This window comes from Burkholderia sp. COPS, assembly GCF_019425585.1.
GTDB classification, from domain to species: domain Bacteria; phylum Pseudomonadota; class Gammaproteobacteria; order Burkholderiales; family Burkholderiaceae; genus Burkholderia; species Burkholderia cepacia.
Genome location: NZ_WIXR01000019.1, coordinates 145405 through 165562, shown reverse-complemented (window position 1 = coordinate 165562; position 20158 = coordinate 145405). Strand labels below are relative to the sequence as shown.

18 protein-coding genes are annotated in these 20158 nt (G+C 64.2%); 16 read left to right on the top strand and 2 right to left on the bottom strand.

Going from position 1 to position 20158, the window contains the following annotated elements; genetic code table 11:
• The first annotated feature begins 45 nt into the window (after positions 1-45).
• The 5 genes from iaaH to FOZ70_RS19160 are packed head-to-tail and all read left to right on the top strand — an operon-like array spanning position 46 to position 5995.
• Positions 46-1467: an indoleacetamide hydrolase gene (gene iaaH / locus FOZ70_RS19180; protein WP_219706482.1), complete on the top strand. Its 1422-nt coding sequence runs from the start codon at positions 46-48 to the stop codon at positions 1465-1467.
• Between the two features lie 36 nt (positions 1468-1503).
• Positions 1504-2688: a substrate-binding domain-containing protein gene (locus FOZ70_RS19175; protein WP_219706478.1), complete on the top strand. Its 1185-nt coding sequence runs from the start codon at positions 1504-1506 to the stop codon at positions 2686-2688.
• Positions 2689-2692: 4 nt separating this feature from the next.
• Positions 2693-3538 carry a branched-chain amino acid ABC transporter permease gene (locus tag FOZ70_RS19170; protein ID WP_059589073.1) on the top strand — a complete coding sequence of 282 codons (846 nt, stop codon included), beginning with the start codon at positions 2693-2695 and terminating at the stop codon, positions 3536-3538.
• Positions 3516-5291 (top strand): ATP-binding cassette domain-containing protein, encoded by a 1776-nt coding sequence (locus FOZ70_RS19165; protein WP_219706476.1) that lies wholly within the window; start codon positions 3516-3518, stop codon positions 5289-5291. The genes FOZ70_RS19170 and FOZ70_RS19165 overlap by 23 nt, the downstream gene beginning before the upstream one ends.
• Positions 5292-5311: 20 nt before the next feature.
• On the top strand, positions 5312-5995 hold the full coding sequence (locus FOZ70_RS19160) for an ATP-binding cassette domain-containing protein (protein WP_063810544.1): 684 nt from the start codon (positions 5312-5314) through the stop codon (positions 5993-5995).
• A gap of 63 nt (positions 5996-6058) precedes the next feature.
• Here the strand turns inward: FOZ70_RS19160 and FOZ70_RS19155 are convergent, their stop codons facing one another.
• The gene (locus FOZ70_RS19155) at positions 6059-6796 is read right to left on the bottom strand and encodes a helix-turn-helix transcriptional regulator (protein ID WP_059854203.1); all 738 of its coding nucleotides are present in this window, start codon (positions 6794-6796) and stop codon (positions 6059-6061) included.
• A gap of 456 nt (positions 6797-7252) precedes the next feature.
• Here FOZ70_RS19155 and FOZ70_RS19150 point away from each other — a divergent pair, with 456 nt between their 5' ends.
• Positions 7253-8311 (top strand): porin, encoded by a 1059-nt coding sequence (locus tag FOZ70_RS19150; RefSeq protein ID WP_258025662.1) that lies wholly within the window; start codon positions 7253-7255, stop codon positions 8309-8311.
• A gap of 66 nt (positions 8312-8377) precedes the next feature.
• On the opposite strand, the gene FOZ70_RS19145 is transcribed toward FOZ70_RS19150, so the two are convergent.
• Positions 8378-9769 carry a PLP-dependent aminotransferase family protein gene (locus tag FOZ70_RS19145; protein ID WP_042972983.1) on the bottom strand — a complete coding sequence of 464 codons (1392 nt, stop codon included), beginning with the start codon at positions 9767-9769 and terminating at the stop codon, positions 8378-8380.
• 381 nt (positions 9770-10150) lie between these two features.
• Here FOZ70_RS19145 and FOZ70_RS19140 point away from each other — a divergent pair, with 381 nt between their 5' ends.
• From FOZ70_RS19140 to scpA, 10 genes are read left to right on the top strand one after another with little or no spacing between them, the layout of a single operon-like run.
• Positions 10151-10633 (top strand): MSMEG_0572/Sll0783 family nitrogen starvation response protein, encoded by a 483-nt coding sequence (locus FOZ70_RS19140; protein WP_219706472.1) that lies wholly within the window; start codon positions 10151-10153, stop codon positions 10631-10633.
• 19 nt (positions 10634-10652) lie between these two features.
• Positions 10653-11675 carry a Nit6803 family nitrilase gene (locus tag FOZ70_RS19135; RefSeq protein ID WP_060072684.1) on the top strand — a complete coding sequence of 341 codons (1023 nt, stop codon included), beginning with the start codon at positions 10653-10655 and terminating at the stop codon, positions 11673-11675.
• On the top strand, positions 11668-12738 hold the full coding sequence (locus tag FOZ70_RS19130; RefSeq protein ID WP_219706557.1) for an MSMEG_0568 family radical SAM protein: 1071 nt from the start codon (positions 11668-11670) through the stop codon (positions 12736-12738). The genes FOZ70_RS19135 and FOZ70_RS19130 overlap by 8 nt, the downstream gene beginning before the upstream one ends.
• A 2-nt stretch (positions 12739-12740) precedes the next feature.
• On the top strand, positions 12741-13301 hold the full coding sequence (locus tag FOZ70_RS19125) for an MSMEG_0567/Sll0786 family nitrogen starvation N-acetyltransferase (protein WP_027789319.1): 561 nt from the start codon (positions 12741-12743) through the stop codon (positions 13299-13301).
• Complete coding sequence (locus tag FOZ70_RS19120; RefSeq protein ID WP_059496974.1) at positions 13298-14281, top strand: sll0787 family AIR synthase-like protein; 984 nt, start codon at positions 13298-13300, stop codon at positions 14279-14281. The genes FOZ70_RS19125 and FOZ70_RS19120 overlap by 4 nt, the downstream gene beginning before the upstream one ends.
• Entirely contained in the window at positions 14278-15462 is a 1185-nt protein-coding gene (locus tag FOZ70_RS19115; protein ID WP_219706471.1) for an MSMEG_0565 family glycosyltransferase, read from the top strand. Before FOZ70_RS19120 ends, FOZ70_RS19115 begins: the two co-directional genes overlap by 4 nt.
• Positions 15463-15471: 9 nt before the next feature.
• Positions 15472-15756 carry an MSMEG_0570 family nitrogen starvation response protein gene (locus FOZ70_RS19110; RefSeq protein ID WP_021156903.1) on the top strand — a complete coding sequence of 95 codons (285 nt, stop codon included), beginning with the start codon at positions 15472-15474 and terminating at the stop codon, positions 15754-15756.
• Positions 15757-15812: 56 nt separating this feature from the next.
• On the top strand, positions 15813-17114 hold the full coding sequence (locus FOZ70_RS19105; RefSeq protein ID WP_219706470.1) for an MSMEG_0569 family flavin-dependent oxidoreductase: 1302 nt from the start codon (positions 15813-15815) through the stop codon (positions 17112-17114).
• A gap of 5 nt (positions 17115-17119) precedes the next feature.
• Positions 17120-17953 (top strand): Pnap_2097 family protein, encoded by an 834-nt coding sequence (locus tag FOZ70_RS19100; protein ID WP_059553617.1) that lies wholly within the window; start codon positions 17120-17122, stop codon positions 17951-17953.
• Complete coding sequence (gene scpA, locus FOZ70_RS19095; RefSeq protein WP_219706469.1) at positions 17950-20091, top strand: methylmalonyl-CoA mutase; 2142 nt, start codon at positions 17950-17952, stop codon at positions 20089-20091. Before FOZ70_RS19100 ends, scpA begins: the two co-directional genes overlap by 4 nt.
• Positions 20092-20158: the final 67 nt, after the last annotated feature.

Here is a 20158-nt window from a genome sequence, read left to right as displayed (position 1 = left end):
AGCGGGCGCGCATTCTACGAAGACCAAAACGTAAGAGAGACGTAGATGCCAACCCTTCCGCAGCGTTCAGTCGTCGACGCAAAAGATGCGATTGATCGGCGCGAGATCTCCTGCCTGGAATACGTTCAGGCTCTGGTGGATCAACAGGCCAAAACCGAGTCGCTGAACGGGTTCGTGTATTTCGACCCTGAGGCGTTATTGCAATCGGCGCGGGCCCATGATGAATCGCCCGCTTCCCGGACAGGGCGGACGTCACTTGACGGCATTCCATTGGCAATCAAGGACAACATCGACTGCGTCGGCATGCCGACAGCCGCGGGAACAGCAGCGCTTCGCCACGCTGTACCTCGAGCGAACGCGCCGGTCGTCGCGCGCGTGATCGAAGCGGGCGCGTTGGTCGCCGGCAAGGCCAACATGCACGAACTCGCTTTCGGCTGCACGAACGACAACGGTTTTTTTGGTCCGGCCCGCAACCCGTATGACCCGTCCAGCATTCCCGGAGGAAGCAGCGGCGGGTCCGCCGTGGTGGTGGCAAGTGGTGCGGTGCCGGCGGCCCTCGGCACCGACACCGGCGGATCGGTGCGGATACCGGCGGCGCTGTGCGGACTGGTCGGCTTTCGTCCTACGCATGGACGCTATCCGTCGGAGGGGATCGTCCCGATATCGCCCACGCGTGACACGGTCGGCCCGATCGCCCGAACGGTCTCCGACGTGATGTTGCTGGATGAGATCCTGTCCGGAAATGGCCCGGCACTGACCGTTGTCGACGGCGCATGTGACTTCAGCCTGGCCGTCCCGTACTCGACGTTGTGGGAGGGGTTGTCACCCGACGCCCGGCCGGTACTCGAAGATGCGTTGCAGAAGCTCGAGGATGCAGGCTTCGAACTGGTCGACGTAGATCTGCGACGTTATCCATTTTTCCGTGCGCAGAAGAGCGCAACCATCCCTTTTTTCGAGTTCGGCGGTGCCGTCGGCCGCTATCTGGAAACAGGCGGGGTGGCCGTGACGTTCCCGGAGATCGTTGCCCAAATCAAGAGCCCGGATGTGGCGCGAATCGTCAGCGACATCCTGGGGGACGGTGCGATTTCCGCGACCGAATATGCCAAAGCACTTCTCGCGCGAGAGCGGTCGCGCGCGTCTTACGTGGAGTGCCTTCGCGAAGTGGAGGCAGACGCACTGCTATTTCCCACCGTCCTGATTCCGGCATGCCGCATCGGCGCGGAAACCGTGACGGTCGGGTCCGATGCACTCGACGTCTTTGCTGCCTATACACGAAACACCGAACCAGGCAGCAACGCAGGGGTACCCGGCATCACCATTCCCGCCGGCCTGACTCAAGATGGGCTTCCGGTTGGATTGGCGCTGGACGGTGCTCCGTATTCGGATCAGCGAATCCTGCAGATCGGCAAGGCAATGGAGCGCGTTCTGTGTGCCGCGACGTTTCCGCGTCTCGACGCACTCATTTAATACGTCCGGCAACGGCTTAACGAGAAAGGCAAGCAAATGAATCGTCGAAATATCCTGAAAAGTATTGCGCTCGGTGCTGCAAGTGCCGCGGTGGGCGTTGGGGCGCTCGTGCCGGCATCGGTACGCGCGGCCAACCAGCCGCTGAAGTTGGCGCTGATGGCGCCGATGAGCGGGCCGGCCGCATTTTTCGGTCAAGCCTGCAAGAACTGCGCAGCGATGGCGGTCGATGAGATCAATGCGCGCGGGGGCGTTCTGGGGCGCCCCCTCGAGTTGCTTGTGGGAGACGCCGGCGCCGCGCCTTCCGAGTCGGCGCAGACGGCTCTGCGCCTCTGGAAGCGCGACAAGGCGGAGGTCTTTGTCGGATCGCACGATAGCGCTGTCCGTACGGCGCTGGAAAGCCTGTTCAGAGGCCAGGTGCCCTACATTTATACCCCGATGTACGAGGGGGGCGATTGTGCGAAGGGCACGTTCTTCGTCGGCGAGACGCCCGCGCAGCAACTGACGCCGGTCATTCCGTGGCTGACCGCCCAACACCAGGTCAAGCGCTGGTTCCTGATCGGCAACGACTACATCTGGCCGCGCAAGTCGAACGAAGTGGCGAAAAAGGCGATTCAAGGTTCCGGCGCGACCGTGGTCGGCGAAGAGTACGTTCCATTCGACGTCGATAACTTTGACGCGGTGCTTGGCAAAATCCGGGACAGCAAGGCAGATGCGGTCTTCATCACGCTGGTGGGCGGGTCGGCCGTCACGTTCAACCGAAGTTTTGCGAGCTTCGGTCTCAGCGACAAGATGATCCGCTTCGGCACGTTGATCGAAGAAAACACATTGATCGGTATCGGGGCGTCCAACTCCAGGAACCTCTACTCGGCTTCCGGCTTTTTCTCGACGCCGACCGCCACGTCCGGCCAGTTTCTGGAGCGCTATCACAAGCGATTCGGCGCTTCGGCGGTATTGAGCAGCATCGGCGAGTCGACATACGAGGGCATCCTGATGTATGACGCCATGGCCAGGAAGGCGAACTCGGCGGCGATCGGCGATCTGACGAAGGCTTCCGATGGGGCAAGTTACAAAGGCCCGCGTGGCGTGGTCACGATGAAGTCCCGCAACGTGACGGCCGACATCTTCCTTGCCAAGGCTTCAGGGGCCCGATACGACATCGTCAAGACGTTCTCGCAACTCAGCTCGGCCGAAACCTGCACGAGCGGAGCGGGTGCGGGTTGAAGTCATGCTTCTTTCCTACCTTCTCAATCTCGGGTACGCGTGTGCGGCCCTCGCGCTCACGACGATCGGTCTGGCAATCGTGTTCGGGCTGCTGGGCGTACTGAACATGGCGCATGGCGAGTTCATCATGCTGGGCGCGTACTCGGTGGTCGTCGTGCAGCGTCTCGGGTTGCCCGCCTTGCTTGCCATACCCTTGGCGATCGTCGTATGCGCTGCTGTCGGGTGGATCGTCGAGCGCGTGCTGGTTCGTCCGTTGTATCAGCGGCCGTTCGATACCTTGCTCGCAACGTGGGGCGTTTCGATCCTTCTCCGCGAAGGCGTGGTCGCATTGTTCGGAAAGGGTTACCAGGACGTGGCGGGTGCGGATGGCGCATCGATCGATGTCTTTGGCACCCAGTACCCGGCATTCCGGCTTGCGATGATGCTCGCGGTGGGCGTGGCATTCGCCGGGCTCGCGGCATGGTACAGCCGCAGCCAGACGGGCGCGCGGATTCGCGGCATGGTCGCGAATCCCCTGCTTGCCAAGGCGGCCGGCATCAATACGACGCGCCTGGCCAGTGGCACTTTCATCACGGGTGTGGTTCTGGCCGGGTTGGCGGGCGTGCTGCTTGCACCGATCGTGCGGGTCGAGCCGTACATGGGCCTCGACTATCTGCTCAATTCGTTCTTTGTGCTGGTTGTCGGTGGTCTGGGCAGTCTGCTCGGTCTCGCGGTAGGCACGTTCGTCATCGGCGGCACGCAGGTCGCAGTGTCGAGTTTCATCGATCAGACGTCGGGGTATACCGCCGTTCTGATCCTGTCCATCTATTTCTTGTGGAGTCGCCCAAATGGCCTCGTCTCGCGCCGTTGAATCGTCCCTCCAGGCTGTCACGGCGGCGATTCTTCTAAGCTTGCCGCTGTGGGCCGGTGACTACAGCGCAAACCAGATCGGGCTTCTGTTGCTGTATGGAATGGCAACGCAAAGCGTTGCCTTGTGCTGGGGGAATGCGGGATTCCTGCCGCTGGGGCAAAGCCTGTTTTTCGGGTTGGGCGCGTATGTCAGCGCCTTTGTATTGCGCTCCGCGGCAGCGGCCGGCGGCGAATGGCAGATTGTTCTGCTTCCGCTTGCCATCGCGATACCGGCGGCCCTGGCCTATGCAATCGGATTGATCGTCTTTGCGCGCCGGATTGACAGTGGGCCGTTCTTTTCATTGATTACGCTTGCGCTATGCATGTTGGGATTTCTGGTCGCCAATCAATGGAGCAGCGCAACCGGCGGCTTCAATGGGTTGACCGATATCCCCGATCTGCCGATGACCGACAGGTATGGAAACCTGTATTACGTGATCGCAGCGGCTGCGGTTGTCGTCACGGCACTGATCACCTGGTTGAACCGCAGACCGATCGGGACGCTCTGGGCCGCCATCTCGGAGAATGAAGATCGCCTCCAGTTTTTCGGATTCGCGACGCACAAGCTGAAGGCCGCCGCTTTCGGCCTCTCGGGTGCGATCGCGGGTTTGGGCGGCGCCCTGTATGCGCCGCACGAAGGTCTGGTCGGTCCGCAGGCGGTCGGCGTGGCGTTGTCGGCGCAGTTCGTCATCTGGGCAGCCGTCGGCGGAAAGCGCAGTCCGTTGGGCGCGCAACTCGGTGCCGTCGTGATCGGACTGCTCGCCGCGACCTGGCGTGACCTGTTCACTTATTGGGAAGTGCTGGTCGCGCTGATTTTCATCGGCGTGGTGCGGTTATTTCCCGATGGCCTGGCCGGCGCGGCCGCCGCGCTTGCGCGAATGGCCGGCCTACGCGTCGCGAACCCCATTCCGGAGAAACGGATCGACGCGCACGACATCGCGACAATCGACCTGCGACCGGCTCAATCCACGCTGCTCAGCTTCAGGAAGGTGGAGGTCAGCCAGGGCGGCGTCAACATTCTCAACGGGCTCGATCTCGAGGTGGGAGCAGGGGGTGTCAATTGTTTCATCGGCCCCAATGGCGCCGGGAAGACGTCGACGTTCAACGCAATGACGGGCCGCTTGCCGGTCCGTTCCGGTGAAATCCACTTTCGCGGGGCCGAGATTTCGTCCTCGCAGGCGTGGCAGGTCGCCCGACTGGGCGTCGGCCGCAAGTTCCAGATTCCGTCGGTTTTTGCGCAGTTGTCCGTCAACGAGAATCTTCAGATCGCGCTGTGGGCGAACCGGATCCGTCCTCGAGAGATGTTGGCCGCCGCGCCGCTGCATTGGAATTCGCTTCAACGCGTTCGCACACTCGAAAAATTCGGATTCCTCGAATCGAATATGGCCGTTCGCACGGGGGATCTTTCTCAAGGGATGCGCCAGATGCTGGAGTTCGCGATGGTGGCGATCACCGAGCCGCGTCTTTTGCTGCTCGACGAACCGTGCGCCGGCCTCTCGGCGCACGAGACCCGTCATATGATGGACGCGATTACGTCGACCGTGAGCGAACTGGACGCGTCCGCCATCGTGATCGAGCACGACATGAGCGCGCTCGAAAAGATCGCCGACAACGTGGTGGTCCTGCACCAGGGCAGAAGCCTCGCGGTAGGCTCCCTGGCGCAGATCAAGATGTCGGAAGACGTCAAGGCCGTCTACTCGGGAGGAAAAAAATGAGCGAGCGGCGGGGAGAAGCAATGCTGAGGTTTTCGTCGATCGTCGCGGGCTACGGCGACACGATGGTGCTCAAGGGGATCAGCGGCGAGGTGGCCGCGGGTAGCGTCCTGGGCGTATTCGGCCGCAACGGCGTGGGCAAGTCGACGCTCATGCGCGCTTTGGCCGGCGTCATCCAGCCCGCGTCCGGTACGGTCACTGTCAACGGTGGCGAAGTGGGCAACGTGCCGTCGCATCAACGGCGACGTCTGGGGGTGAGCTATGCGCCGCAGGAGCGGGTCGTCTTCGACAATTTGAGCGTCGCGGACAACCTGACACTCGGATTCAAGACCCGAAGCCTGGACGCATACGACGATCTGTTCCGGGTTTTTCCGCGGCTGAAGGAACGCTTGTTCCAACCGGCCGGGAAGTTGAGCGGTGGTGAAAAGAAGCTGCTTTCCTTCGCCAGGATCATCGCGGAGCGTTCGCCGCTCACGCTGATCGACGAGCCGTCGGAAGGTGTTCAGCAGGAGAACCTGGAGCGGATGGCATCCGTGATCCGGTCTCGAATCGAGGAAGGCGCGGCGTTCGTGGTCGTCGAACAGAATCTGACGTTTCTCACGTCGATCGCCGACCATTTCATCGGTCTGGATCATGGAGAGGTCGTGCTGTCGGGCGACTCGATCGATGTGTCGCGCGACCGGCTCGAAGCGGTACTGGCGGTTTAGTCTCTTGTATCGGACGATTCGCCGCGTCGCGCGTACGTGGCCGTCGACCGCGCCGTTCAATCGTCATGACGGCGGGGTCGTTCCGGCCGCGGCGACGGAGGCAGCAAGCTCCGCGCGGTTGGAGAATCCCTTCTTGTCCATGATCCGCCGCAAATGGGTGCGCACGGTCGACAGGCTGATGCAGAGAAGGTGGCCGATATCCTGATCGGTACAACCCTTTGCGACCAGCTGGGCGATCTCGCTCTCACGGTCCGTGAGCCCTGTCGCGCTGCCTGCCCGGCGTTTGATCGCGCGGCAAAGGAACGGCTCGATCGCATCGAGCACGAGTTTGTCGCGCATCTCGAACTCAGGCCGATTCCTCGTTCGCCAGATTCTCAGGTCGCTGAGCTGGCGTTCGCCGTCGAAGACAAACACGTTGATTCCGTGATGCAAACCGTCGTGCGCGAGAAACTCGTTATAGAACTCGCTTTTCTCCAGGGCAGGCCGGTCCATCACTTCTTCCACCAACGTGGCCCTGCGCCGCTTGCAGAGTTGCGCCGTCATCGGGTCATTGTGCTGGTACCAGCTCGTGTAGCGACGCACGTGATCCGAGTCGACATTGACTGCAATCGGGTCGGCGTACATCCCTTTTTCGGCATCCCAGTTGTAGGAGACGCAGAAATCGGATCGCAGCAGCCGGGTCAAGTCTGACAAAACGACACGCCTGACATCCACGATCGGCCCGAGCTCTTCGAGCCGCCCGATGATGTCACCGAAAAGTCGGAGTTCGTCGAGCGTGAGATCGTGAACTTGTGGCTTCAAGGGTGCCTCATCGGTAGGTGGAATCGGGAGACAGCATGCGCAACAGCCTCGAAAGACTGGTTCGCATTACACATCAAGCATAGCAGGGCAAAAAATCCCGATCAGCAACGAACTTCACTGCCATTGCCTGTCCGTTGTATTCATGCCGCAGTCAGGTCCACTGCCTATTGCAGATCGGAAGGGATGTTCGCGAGGGCGCCTGAATTTCTTGAGCGCGGGCTCAGGCCAAGTTTTCCCTGTCGATATTTCTAACGATGGGGCTCAAAAAACGGTGCTCATAGAGTAGACGCGCAGTGGGAAGCGGACGTGCTGAGACCGTTCGTTGTAGCGAGGCAAGCTGGAGGATTACCCGGACACGCCTGCCCATTGACCAAACGATTCCGATGCATTTCCAGCGGGACGTTTTCCTCAGTCATTTTCGTCAACGAAAGCTACGCATAAAATTAGGAAAGCGATATGAATACGGTCATCAAGCGAAGCATGGTGCTGTGCGCCGCGGTCGGATGCGGCGTGGCACATGCACAGTCCTCAGTGACGCTGTACGGGCTGGTGGATGCGGGTATTACGTACACGAACAATGCGACATCGAGCACCGGACATGGCGCGCTCGTGCAGTTTGCGTCCGGGTCTTCGCAGGGAGATCGCTGGGGGCTGACGGGTAAAGAGGACCTGGGTGGCGGGCTCAAGGCGATCTTCACGCTCGAAAGCGGCTTTCAACTTTCCAACGGGGCCCTGGCGCAAAGCGGGCTGCTGTTCAATCGTGCAGCCTTCGTCGGCGTTGACGGGCGGTTCGGGACGCTGACGCTCGGGCGGCAATACGACTTCATCGGCGATATCTTTCCGGCGTACTCGATTGCGGGAAATACGGCAGCGGGGATCCTCGCGTGGGGCATTCCGGCGTATGCGGCTGGCGGCTATACGCTGGACAACCGGCTGTGGGGCGACAATGTCAATAACTCGGTGAAGTATCTTTCGCCGACGATTTCGGGTTTCAGTGTCGGGGCGATGTATGGTTTCGGCAACGTCGCCGGCTCGTTGGGCACCAACAGCTCGATGAACTTTCTGCTGAACTACAGCCAAGGCGGGCTCGCCGCATCGCTGTCGTATTTCAAGCAGCATAACGCGACCAGCTCCGCGAATCTGACCGAATACGCCGGCGGTGCAACCTACAGCCTGGGGAAAGCGCAGATATTCGGTGTCGTGACCGATATTCAGTTGAGCAGCGGCACCCAGGCTCGGGCGCTGACCTACGACGGTGGCATGACTTACTTCGTCAAGCCCGATATTTCGCTTGGAGCAGGGTTCCAGTTCCAACAGCGCAACAACGGCGTCGGCAGCGCGAACCAGGTGACCGTCGGGGCGGATTACTTCATTTCCAAGCGAACGGACGTGTATTTCGTCGGGGCGCTCGCGCACGATCATGCACACGGCGCGCAAATCGAAGCAGCGCTCGGATCACCGTCCAGCACGAGTTTTCAGACTGCGGCGCGGATTGGCATTCGGCACAAGTTCTAACGGTCGCGGGTCGAGCGCGATGGCGAACCGGGAGGCGCCTATTTGTCTTCGACGCGGTATCGGCCGCTACATCGCCGCACCATAAAGATGATGCGCGTCGGTCAGTGCATCCGCGACGAGTTCCAGGCCGTCCCGGCACTGCTCCCGATCCTGCGGCCCGCCAAGGCAGATACGGATCGCCGCCGGCGGGTCGCCGTCCGTCGAAAATGCCGCGCTCGCCACGGCGGCGACGTTTCGACTCCGCAGATGCTGCGCCAGATCCGGTGCGGTCCATAGGCACTCGCCCGGAATCGGCAACCAGAGATGGAAACCGTCGGGGTGGGCATCGAAAGGCCATGCGCCGAGAACGCGGCTGGCGATCGCCTGCCGTGCATGCGCCTCCGATCGAATCGCGGCCAGCATCTCGCTCGCCGTGCCGTCGTTGATCCACTGGGTGGACAGCAGCATCGTGAACGGGCTCGGCATCACGGTCGTGGCGCGCAGTGCGCCGGCGATCCGCTGCGCTTCGCGCACCGTCGGCGCGAGCAGGTAAGCGATGCGCAACCCGGCGCCGAAGTTCTTCGACATGCCGGTCACGTAGTAGGTCAGTTCTGGCGCCAGCAGCGCCAGCGGGGGCGGCGCGCTCTGCGGCAGCATCGCATAGGCATCGTCCTCGATGATGGGCACGTTGTAGCGTGTGGCGATATCGGCCAACGCTTCGCGGCGCCGGAACGGTATCGTGAGCGTGCTCGGGTTCTGCAGGGTCGGGTTGCAGTACAGCGCAGCAGGCTGTCCGCTTCGGCAGAGCGATTCGAAGGCATGCGGCAACGGCCCGTCGTCGTCCCGTGGCAGCGGCTGTAACCGCACGCCCAGTTGCGATGCGATGGCCTTGATGCCGGGGTAAGCGAGTGAATCGAGGCAGATCGAGTCACCGCGGCTCGCAAGCCGGGAAACGAGCGCGACGAGGGCGCTGTGGATTCCCGGGCAAACGAGCACGGTATCGCTGCTGCAGCCGGGCAGGCGATTGGCCAGCCATGCGCGGCCGGCGGCGCGATCCGCCGGTGTGCCGCCGAAATCCTGATATCGCATCAATTGGTAAGGGTCCGCCGCGGCGAACAACGCGGCAGCCGATTCCTGCAGTCGCCCGGCCATCCCGGGCGGCTCCGGTGGCATGTTCATCGACATCTCGATGCTGCTCCCGCCCGACAGCGGGATCGTCCGGGTTGGGCCGCGCACGAACGTACCGCTTCCTGCCCGTGTATCGAGCAAGCCGCGCCTGCGGGCTTCAGCATACGCGCGGGCCACCGTCGTGTAGTTCAGGTTCAGCGCACCGGCGAGATCGCGCAGCCCGGGTAGGCGGTCGCGTGGTTTCAGCCGGCCCGCCGCCAGGTCTTCCTCGATCAGGTCGGGGATCAGCAGGTACGCCGGCTTCCTGCTTTCCAGGAGTCGCTTCGACCAATGATGGATTATGTAATCCATACCTGTTTCCATTTGATGATTCATCAAAACGTTAGCATGGCGCATTAATCGGAAATATCTATCTCGCCATTCCGAAGCCAGATGATTGCATTGATCGCATCATGTATCGGATTGATGCATGGATGCACGCTCGATGCGCACGCATGCTTGCTTGTTGCTTCACACGGGTGCGCGCCGTCGCCCGGACGGGACACTTCCTGTCCGAACCGCATTCGGTCACGCAAGGATCGGACCGGCTGCATCGGCATTTATCGATTGAATGATCGGAGAGTGATCGCATCAGGTCTGTGCCTGGTTGGCATATGCGTTGCGTTAATGAGATCGCCCGGACTCGAAAGTGTTCGGGAATATCACTGAACTCATTATCAAACGGAGCGTGCCATGCCCGCAGTCAATCAGCCGTTGCACAAGAAGGGAGATTTCCTCGTCGATTACGAGGAAAAGGTGTTCGAAGACGTCAAGGCGGAACCGGGCGAGAAAGCGCTCGTGACGTTCCACACGGTTGCGTTCGAGGGATCGATCGGCTTCGTGAACCTGCTGCAGGCGACTCGCCTGCAACGCAAGGGATTCGAGACGTCGGTGCTGCTCTATGGCCCCGGCGTGACGCTCGGCTTTCAGCGCGGGTTTCCGACGCTCGGCGACGAGGCGTTTCCCGGTCATCTGAACTTCAACAAGCAACTCGTCAAGTTCATGGAAGAAGGCGGGAAAGTCTACGCGTGCCGTTTTGCGCTGCAGGCGCTCTACGGGCATGGCGAAGCGTCGTTGATCGAGGGCATTCGACCGATCAATCCGCTCGACGTGCTGGATATCCAGCTGCTTCACCGCAAGGAGAACGCGCTGGTCATCCATACCTGGACCGTTTGATCGAATGACGGGTGCCATCATGTCCGACAAACGCACCGTCCGGGCGGCAGCCGTCCAGATCGCTCCCGATCTGGAACGCGCCGGCGGCACGCTCGACAAGGTCTGCGCGGCGATCGACGAGGCCGCCGGCAAGGGCGTCCAGCTGATCGTCTTTCCTGAAACATTCGTGCCGTATTACCCGTACTTCTCGTTCGTGCGGACGCCGGTCGCATCCGGCGCCGATCACATGCGGCTATACGAGCAGGCGGTGGCGGTGCCGGGCCCCGTGACGCATGCCGTTGCGGAGCGCGCGCGTCTGCACGGGATGGTGGTCGTGCTCGGCGTGAACGAGCGCGATCACGGCAGCCTGTACAACACGCAGCTGATCTTCGACGTCGACGGGCGCCTCGCGGTGAAGCGCCGCAAGATCACGCCGACGTTTCACGAGCGGATGATCTGGGGGCAGGGCGACGCGGCCGGACTCAAGGTTGCGCAGACCGGTGTCGGACGGGTCGGTGCGCTCGCGTGCTGGGAGCACTACAACCCGCTCGCCCGTTATGCGCTGATGACGCAGCACGAGGAAATTCATTGCAGTCAGTTTCCCGGCTCGCTGGTCGGCCCGATCTTTGCGGAACAGATCGAAGTCACGATCCGCCACCACGCGCTCGAAGCGGGCTGCTTTGTCGTCAATGCGACCGGCTGGCTGACGGACGCCCAGATCGAGTCGATCACGGGCGATCCGAATCTGCAGAAAGCCCTGCGCGGCGGATGCAATACCGCGATCGTGTCACCGGAGGGGCAGCATCTGGCCGAGCCCTTGCGGGAGGGCGAAGGGATGGTGATCGCCGACCTGGACATGTCGCTGATCACCAAGCGCAAGCGAATGATGGATTCGGTCGGCCACTATGCACGGCCGGAGCTGCTGAGTCTTGCCATCAACGATCGGCCGGCGACGACGGTGACCCCGATGGGGCTCAGCGTGCCGGCCGCACGCGACTTCGAGGGACATTGCCATGAGCGCGAACGCGAAACCGTCGGTGCAGAGCCGGCAATTGATGACTGAACTGCAGTCGGTCGGGCTGCGCCTCGCGGATCCGCGGGTGGGCGCCGCGAGCCGGCGCGGCGGCGCCGGGCCGTCCGATCACAAGGCCGTGACGGTCGACGGCGTGACCATCATGGTGCCGGTGCACACGAGTACCGCGTGGGATTCGCCGTTCGTCGCGGCGGCGCCCGATGCGGCGGGCGTCAGCCTGCTCTCGCGCGGCACCATCCCGATCGCGAGCATCAGCTTTCCGTCGAGCCCGCGCTTCTACGCGTTGCAGACATTGGACGGCGTGCCGTACTCGCACATCGCGACGCTGCATGGCGCCGACGTGCTGGCGACCACGGTGTTGCAGACCTGCATTCGCTACGAGAGCCGGCGCAAGACCTGCCAGTTCTGCTCGATCGGCCAGTCGCTCGCGGCCGGCCGGACGATCGCCCGGAAGACGCCGGAACAGCTCGCCGAGGTTGCGCGCGCGGCGGTCCTGCTCGACGGCGTCAAGCACATGGTGTTGACGACCGGCACACCGCCGACGCCGGATCGCGGTGCGCGCGTGCTGTGCGAAAGCGCGTTCGCGATCAAGGCGGCCGTCGATCTCCCGATCCAGGCGCAATGCGAGCCGCCCGACGACGACAGCTGGTTCGACCGGATGAAGGCAAGCGGGATCGATACGTTGGGCATGCATCTGGAAGCCGTGACGCCGGCGGTGCGCGAACGGATCATGCCGGGCAAGGCGAGCGTGCCGCTGTCCCGATACATGGCGGCATTCCGCGCGGCCGTCGGCGTGTTCGGCCGCGGCCAGGTCAGCACCTACATCCTCGCCGGGCTCGGCGACAGCGCGGCCGCGATCCTCGACATGTCGCGCGAACTGATCGGGTTTGGCGTGTATCCGTTCGTCGTGCCGTTCGTCCCGATCAGCGGCACGCCGCTGGAGAGTCATCCCGCGCCGTCGCCGGACTTCATGCGGGCGGTGCTCGAACCGCTCGGCGCCATGCTGCGCGACGCCGGCATGCGCTCCGCCGACATCAAGGCAGGCTGCGGAAAGTGCGGCGCCTGCTCGTCGCTTTCGACCTACGAGGGGTGAGCATGTACTGCGCAGAGATGGGACTGGCCGACTGCCGCGACACCTACCGACCCGCCGAATACCGGATCAAATGGGCGGCACTTCCGTGGGAGATCGACGAAGCGTACAAATTGCGCCGGGCGGTGTTCTGCATCGAGCAGGGGATCTTCGCCGGCGACGATCGCGACGATATCGATCGCCACGCGCAACTGCTGGTCGCAGTCAGCTGCTGCGCGGGGCTGCCCGAGCAGGTGGTCGGCACGGTGCGGATTCATGAAACCGTGCCCGGCACCTGGATGGGCTCGCGGCTGGCGGTGCATCCGGCATTTCGCAGGCAGGGCAGGATCGGCTCGATGCTGATCGCACTTGCCGTCAGCAGCGCGCATGCCGAAGGTTGCCGGACCTTCGTCGCACACGTGCAATCGCAGAACGTGCCGCTGTTTCGTCGGCTTCACTGGGATGCGCTCGGCGAGGAAACGTTGTTCGGACGTCCTCATCAACTGATGCAGGCCCGGCTTGCGCACTATCCGCCGTGCGGCACGCCGTTCGAGGGTTTCGTCCTGCGCTCGGAGGTTCGGCCATGAGTGTCGACGGTCGCATCGCAACGCTGCGCGCAAGTCGCGGCTTCCAGCACAAGCACGACATCTCCGGCGTGGTCGCATCGCTGGCGGCGTCATTGCCGAACGGCGAGCGGGATCTTGCACAGGCGGTGGCACTCGGCGACGACTGCGCGGCGATTCCCGATGCGGACGGTTACCTGTTGTTCGCGATCGAGGGCATGGTCGGCGATTTCGTCGAGTCGATGCCGTGGTTCGCGGGGTACAGCGGCGTGATGGCGAACGTCAGCGACATCTATGCGATGGGCGGGCGGCCGATCGCCGTCGTCGATGCACTGTGGAGCGACGGAATCGACGCCGCGCGGCCGGTGCTCGCCGGGATGGCCGCGGCTGCGTCGGCGTATGGCGTGCCGATCGTCGGCGGCCACAGCAACACGCGCAGCGCGCAGGGGCAACTGGCCGTATCGATCCTGGGCCGGGCCCGCGCGCTGCTGTCGAGCTTCAGTGCGCGGCCGGGCGATCGCCTGATGATGGCGGTCGACCTGCGTGGCGCATTCGAGGATCCGTATCCGTTCTGGAATGCGTCGGTCGGCGCGCCGCCGGCCCGGCTGCGCGGCGATCTCGAGATCCTGCCGGCGTTGGCCGAAGACGGGCTGTGCGATGCCGCGAAGGATATCTCGATGGCGGGCATGCTCGGGACGGCGCTGATGCTTGTCGAATGCTCGCGCGTGGGCGCGCGCATCGAACTGGACGCGATCCCGCGCCCGCCCGGCGTCGACTTCGATCGCTGGCTGACGGCCTTTCCGAGCTATGGGTTCCTGATGTCGGTCCGGCCGGCGCATGCCGACGCGATCGTGGAACGCTTCGCGGCGCGCGGGCTCGCGTGCGCCGTGATCGGCGATATCGACGCAACGCGCGAGGTCGTGGTCGAAGAAGCGGGCGAAACGGCGGTGCTGTGGGATTTCGGGATCGAACCGTTTATGACCGGCGGCGGAGGTGTCCGATGAGTGGCGACGCGTTGCGCATCGCGCTGCTGACCCATTCGGTGAATCCGCGCGGCGGTGTCGTGCACGCACTTGAAATCGCCAGTGCGCTGCACGAAGCGGGAAACGACGTCACCGTGTTCGCGCCGGCCGCGCCGGGCGAGGCGATGTTCCGGGATGTCCCGTGCCGCGTCGTGCTGGCGCGCGTCGATGGCCGCCCTGGCAGCATCGCGGAAATGGTGTCCGCGCGGATTGCCGCGATCAGGCGCGCATTGCAGGAGCACGAGGCGGGCGGGTTCGACGTCCTGCATGCACAGGACAGCATCACGGGCAATGCGCTGGCCGAGTTGCGGCAGTCAGGCGCAATAGACGGCTTCGTACGGACCGTGCATCACCTCGACGTATTCGACGACCCGCAGCTCGAACGCTGGCAGGAACGTGCGTGGCGCGCGGCGGACCAGGTGCTGTGCGTGAGCGCCGTGTGGGCGGCCACGATGCGCAAGACGTTCGGGGTCGACGCAAGCGTGGTGCCCAACGGCGTGGACGTTGCCCGGTTCTCTCGTGCGGACCAGGCGGACATGCAGGCGGTGCGGCAGCGGTATGGCCTGCACGGCGGTCCGATTGTCCTGGCGATCGGCGGGATCGAGGAGCGAAAAAACTCGATCGCGTTGCTCGAGGCGTTCGCCCGATTGCGCGGCACGATGCCCGATGCACGGCTCGTGATCGCGGGCGGCGCGAGCCTTCTCGATCACGACGCATACGCGCGCCGCTTCGTCGCGCGCGCCGCTGCCCTCGGGCTGGGGATCGGCGTCGACGAACCCGTCGTGTCGACGGGGCCGCTCGACGACGCGGCGCTGGTCGCGCTGATGCACTCTGCCGACGTGGTGTCGATGGTGTCGGTTCGAGAGGGATTCGGCCTGGTCGTGCTCGAGGGGCTTGCTTGCGGAAAACCGGTCGTCGTGTCCGAAATCGAACCCTTTACCGAGTATCTGGACGAGCACGCGTGCGTGTGGGCCGATCCCGCCGAAGTGGATTCGATTGCCGACGCGCTGCACGACGCGCTCTCGGGACGGCGTGTTCCCGATTTCGCACATGCCGTCCCCGCAGTGCTGAACCGCTACTCATGGGAAGCGAGTGCGCGAAGGCATCTGGATATCTACCGGGCCCGGCTGGCGCAGCGTGCGCGAGTCGTGTCCACTGAATGAGGAGGAATCATGCCGGTCATGCATTTTCGGGTTCGTTGGCCCGATCAGTCGGAAACAAATTGCTATTCGCCTTCGACCGTCGTGTCGGAATTCTTCACGCCCGAGACGCAGTACGCGCTCGACGACTTCGTCGAGCGAGCCCGACGCGCACTGGGTATCGCGTCCGATCGCGTCCGCGAGAAATACGGATTCGCGTGCTCGGCCGCGATGGACGAGCTGGCACGGATCGAAGCGAACGCGGAACGATTTGCGCCGCAGGGCGACGCGACCGTGACCGTCATCGAACTCGTTTGAGGCGTAAGGCACGCAGGAATCCACTGTCTTCTTCAACACACATTCAGGACTGCATCATGTCAAGCGAACCCGTTGTTTCATCCAGCCTCCCGGATTCCGATTCCCATCTGCGCGTAGCCGTCATCGGCGGCGGGCAGGCGGGGTTGTCGATCAGCTACTACCTGAAGCAGGCAGGTATCGATCATCTCGTATTCGAAAAGGAGACCGTGACGCACACGTGGCGCAAGCAGCGCTGGGACGCGTTCTGTCTCGTGACGCCGAACTGGCAGTGCGCGCTGCCGGGCTATCCGTATCGCGGTGCCGATCCGCACGGGTTCATGACGAAAGACGAGATCGTCGAGTATCTCGACGGATTCATCCGCAGCGTCGACGCACCGGTGCTGGAACATACCGCCGTCGAGCGTGTGACGCGCGACGCGGACGGACGCTATCGCATCGCGACGTCGCGCGGCGCGTACACGGCGGATCAGGTCGTCGTTGCATCGGGCGGCTACCATCGGCCGATCGTGCCGCGGATGGCCGAGCGGTTGCCGGCAACGATCGTGCAGATCCAGTCGTCGGAATACCGGAATCCGGCCGCATTGCCGGACGGGCCGGTTCTCGTGGTCGGATCAGGGCAGTCGGGCGCGCAGATCGCGGAAGACCTCCACCTCGCCGGGCGGAAGGTGTTCCTCGCGGTGGGCGATGCACCGCGCTGTGCGCGTTTCTACCGGGGCAGGGACGTCGTCGACTGGCTGGCCGACATGCAGTACTACGACATGCCGGTCGATGCACATCCGCTGCGCGAAGGCGTGCGCGACAATACCAACCACTACGTGACCGGCCGCGATGGCGGGCGCGATATCGATCTGCGCCGCTTTGCGGCCGAAGGGATGGAACTGTACGGCCGGCTGGAGGATTTCGCAGGCGGGCAGTTGCGCTTCTCCGCGGATCTGTCGGCGCAGCTCGACAGCGCCGACGATACGTACAACCGGATCAATGCCGGCATCGATGCCCATATCGAGAAGAACGGGATCGCGGCGCCGCCGGCGACGCGCTACGAGCCCGTGTGGCGTCCGGCCGGCGAGCGCACGGCGCTCGATCTCGCGGCCAGCGGCATCGCATCGGTCGTCTGGTGCATCGGCTTCACTCCGGATTTCAGCTGGCTGGATGCGCCGGTATTCAACGGCCGCGGTTATCCCGCGCACCGGCGCGGTGTGACGCCGGTTCCGGGGCTCTACTTCGTCGGGCTGCCCTGGCTATATACGTGGGGTTCCGGGCGATTCTCCGGGGTGGCGCGCGATGCCGCCCATATCGTCGACCAGATCCAGACCGGGACGACGGCCGCGCGGCGCTCGGCCGAAAGCCTGGCCGCCTGACGCCGATGCATACCGCCATCCATCGCTATCGGGCCGGCATGCCGCAACTCGCGCACACGGGGCTCGCGGAGAACTGGCTGCTCAAGGAGTGCGGGCAGCGTCACTGGGACGCGCTGGCCGCGCACGGCGGCCGCGACGTCCCCGAGTTCTTCGACGACGAGGGGCGGCGTGCCTATGCGTCGTTCGTTGCGGTGCACGTCGACATGAACCGCCGTCACGTGATTCGCGAGAACGACACGTTCGCGCTTCATGTCGCGCTTCGCAGGGTCGGCCCGATTCGCCATTTCAGCGAGCAGCGGATCCGGCACGGCGACGACGAAGCCGGTATCGTGCGGATGATGTCGACGTTCGTGACGCGCGAACACGCCGGCAGCAACCGCTCGGTGGCGAAGGCGCGCATGACCGGCATCGACGGCCGCACCGGACCCGTCCCGGCCGATGCGCTGGCGATGGCGGAACGTGCGAAGAAGTTGCGCGTGCGGGATGCGTCGATCGTGCCGGCGCTCGCCGGCCTCGCGGAGGGCGACGGCGCAAGCGTCTCGTTTCTGCCGTGCCCGAACATGGATTTCAATGGCGCGGACCTGCTTTACTTCGCCAGCTTCCAGGCATTCGTCGACCGCGCGGAATGGCAGCATTACCGCTTCGAGCAAGCCCCCGTGCTGGCGGCGCGTCAACTGTACTTTCACGGAAATCTCGACATCGGCGATTCGTTGACCGTGCGTTTCGCGCGTGCTCGATCCGATGCAGATGGCCTGTTGCACTGGAGCGAAATCGTGCGCGACGGCGACGGGACGAAGATTGCCGATGTGATCACGCAAAAGCGCTGGAGTCGGGCATGAACGAAGCGGCACGCATGGAGCCGGGCACCGGCGTGGAGAACGTCACTCGGAACGATCGAGGCGCGCGCGCGGTGCCGCTGCGGAAACTCTACACGCACAGCGATCTCGACGCCGTCGCGCATCTCGACGGCATGCCCGGAGCGTGGCCCTATGTGCGCGGGCCGTACGCGTCGATGTATACCGATCGCCCATGGACGATCCGGCAATACACGGGGCATGCCGACGCCGCGGATTCCAATCTCGCGTTTCGCACGGCACTCGAGCAGGGCGCGCAGGGGTTGTCCGTGGCATTCGACCTGGCAACGCAGCGGGGCTACGACTCGGACTGTGCCGAGGCGCGGGCCGACGTCGGCGTGGCCGGCGTCGCGATCGATACGGTCGAGGACATGGTGCGATTGTTCGACGGCATTGCGCTCGACGCGACGACCGTGTCGATGACGATGAATGGCGCGGTCCTGCCGATCATGGCGGCGTTTGTCGTGGCCGCCGAGGAGCAGGGCGTGCCGCCCGAGCGGATCGGCGGGACGATTCAGAACGACATCCTGAAGGAGTACATGGTCCGCAATACGTGGATCTTCGAGCCGGAGCCGTCGATGCGGATCGTCGCCGATGTGGCGTTGTGGCTCGCGCGGCATGCGCCACGCTTCAATGCGCTGTCGGTGTCGGGATATCACTTCCAGGAAGCCGGCGTCGATGCCGTGCTCGAGCTCGCGCTGACGCTGTCGAACGCCCGCGCGTACGTCGACACGCTGGCCGCACGCGGCATGCCTGCCGATGAAGGCTGCTCCCGTTTGAGCTTTTTCTTCGGCGTTGGCAGCGATTTCTATACGGAAATCGCCAAGCTGCGCGCGGCGCGCCTCCTGTGGGCGGAGATCGCACACGCGTGCGGCGCGCGTTCGCCCCGGGCGTGCGCACTGCGCATGCACTGCCAGACGTCGGGCTGGTCGTTGACGGCACAGGAGCCGGAAAACAACATCGTTCGCGTGACGGCGCAGGCGATGGCCGCGGCGTTCGGCGGCACGCAGTCGCTGCACACGAATGCGTACGATGAAGCGCTTGCACTGCCTTCCGCGGCGGCGGCGCGCCTCGCGCGCAATACGCAGCTGATTCTGCAGCATGAAACGGGACTGTGCGACACGGTCGATCCGTGGGCCGGCTCGTACATGATGGAGTCGCTGACGGACGACATCGCGACACGCGTGCGCGCCGAGCTGGCCGCCATCGACGCGCAGGGCGGCGTGATCGCCGCGATCGAGTCCGGCTGGGTCAGGCGGCGCTTGCTGCGCGCCGCGGCCGCGACGCAGGCGCAGGTCGATTCGGGGCGCCGGACCGTGGTTGGCGTGAACCGTTTCGTCGCGGACGAACCGACTGGCGAATTCATGGTGTGCGAGATCGACGGCCGTCACGTGCGTGCCGGGCAGGGGCGGCGAATCGCAGCCGTCAAGGCCGCGCGCGATCCGGCGCGGGTTGCGACGGCGTTGCAGCGGCTGGCCGATGCCGCGCGCGACGGCACCGGAAACCTGCTGGCACTGGCGATCGACTGCATGCGGGCACGTGCGACCGTCGGGGAGTGTACGCGCGCGCTGGAATCGGTATGGCCGCGGCATGTCGTGGCGGTGGAAGCGGACGGCGAGGGCGTCTACGGCGAACATCGGCGAGGCGACGCTGCATGGCGGGCGGCGAAGGGCTGCGTCGACCGGCTGGCGCAACGCGTGGGACGCAGGCCGCGCATCATGATCGCCAAGCTCGGCCAGGACGGACACGACCGCGGTGCGGCCGTCGTCGCAGCTGGGCTCGAGGACGCCGGATTCGACGTCCTGCGCCTGCCGCTGTTTCAGCAGCCGGCATGTGTGGCGGCAGCCGCGCACGCATATGGCGCCGACATCGTGGGCATTTCGTCGTTGTCGGGTGCCCACCTCGAACTGGTCGAAGGACTACTCCACGCACTGGCGTCGTATGACGCCGCGATTCAGGTGGTGTTGGGCGGAATCTTTCCCGTGGCGGATGCGCGACACCTGAAGATGAAGGGTGTCGCGGCGACGTTCGGGCCCGGCACACCGATCGACGCTATCGCCGAAGCGCTGTGCGCATGTGTCGAGCGGGCCCGGTGTGGACACCTGGCGGCGGGCGCCAGCTGACGCTTCCTCGTGCGCCGCAACAAGTCCGTGATGGAATGCGTGCGCGATTTCGGCGCGCAACTGCACA

Excerpts from the sequence above, each read along its gene's own strand:
- iaaH (WP_219706482.1), top strand. The coding sequence starts at position 46 with ATGCCAACCCTTCCGCAGCGTTCAGTCGTCGACGCAAAAGATGCGATT.
- FOZ70_RS19175 (WP_219706478.1), top strand. The coding sequence starts at position 1,504 with ATGAATCGTCGAAATATCCTGAAAAGTATTGCGCTCGGTGCTGCAAGT.
- FOZ70_RS19170 (WP_059589073.1), top strand. The coding sequence starts at position 2,693 with ATGCTTCTTTCCTACCTTCTCAATCTCGGGTACGCGTGTGCGGCCCTC.
- FOZ70_RS19165 (WP_219706476.1), top strand. The coding sequence starts at position 3,516 with ATGGCCTCGTCTCGCGCCGTTGAATCGTCCCTCCAGGCTGTCACGGCG.
- FOZ70_RS19160 (WP_063810544.1), top strand. The coding sequence starts at position 5,312 with ATGCTGAGGTTTTCGTCGATCGTCGCGGGCTACGGCGACACGATGGTG.
- FOZ70_RS19150 (WP_258025662.1), top strand. The coding sequence starts at position 7,253 with ATGAATACGGTCATCAAGCGAAGCATGGTGCTGTGCGCCGCGGTCGGA.
- FOZ70_RS19145 (WP_042972983.1), bottom strand. The coding sequence starts at position 9,769 with ATGGATTACATAATCCATCATTGGTCGAAGCGACTCCTGGAAAGCAGG.
- FOZ70_RS19140 (WP_219706472.1), top strand. The coding sequence starts at position 10,151 with ATGCCCGCAGTCAATCAGCCGTTGCACAAGAAGGGAGATTTCCTCGTC.
- FOZ70_RS19135 (WP_060072684.1), top strand. The coding sequence starts at position 10,653 with ATGTCCGACAAACGCACCGTCCGGGCGGCAGCCGTCCAGATCGCTCCC.
- FOZ70_RS19130 (WP_219706557.1), top strand. The coding sequence starts at position 11,668 with ATGACTGAACTGCAGTCGGTCGGGCTGCGCCTCGCGGATCCGCGGGTG.
- FOZ70_RS19125 (WP_027789319.1), top strand. The coding sequence starts at position 12,741 with ATGTACTGCGCAGAGATGGGACTGGCCGACTGCCGCGACACCTACCGA.
- FOZ70_RS19120 (WP_059496974.1), top strand. The coding sequence starts at position 13,298 with ATGAGTGTCGACGGTCGCATCGCAACGCTGCGCGCAAGTCGCGGCTTC.
- FOZ70_RS19115 (WP_219706471.1), top strand. The coding sequence starts at position 14,278 with ATGAGTGGCGACGCGTTGCGCATCGCGCTGCTGACCCATTCGGTGAAT.
- FOZ70_RS19110 (WP_021156903.1), top strand. The coding sequence starts at position 15,472 with ATGCCGGTCATGCATTTTCGGGTTCGTTGGCCCGATCAGTCGGAAACA.
- FOZ70_RS19105 (WP_219706470.1), top strand. The coding sequence starts at position 15,813 with ATGTCAAGCGAACCCGTTGTTTCATCCAGCCTCCCGGATTCCGATTCC.
- FOZ70_RS19100 (WP_059553617.1), top strand. The coding sequence starts at position 17,120 with ATGCATACCGCCATCCATCGCTATCGGGCCGGCATGCCGCAACTCGCG.
- scpA (WP_219706469.1), top strand. The coding sequence starts at position 17,950 with ATGAACGAAGCGGCACGCATGGAGCCGGGCACCGGCGTGGAGAACGTC.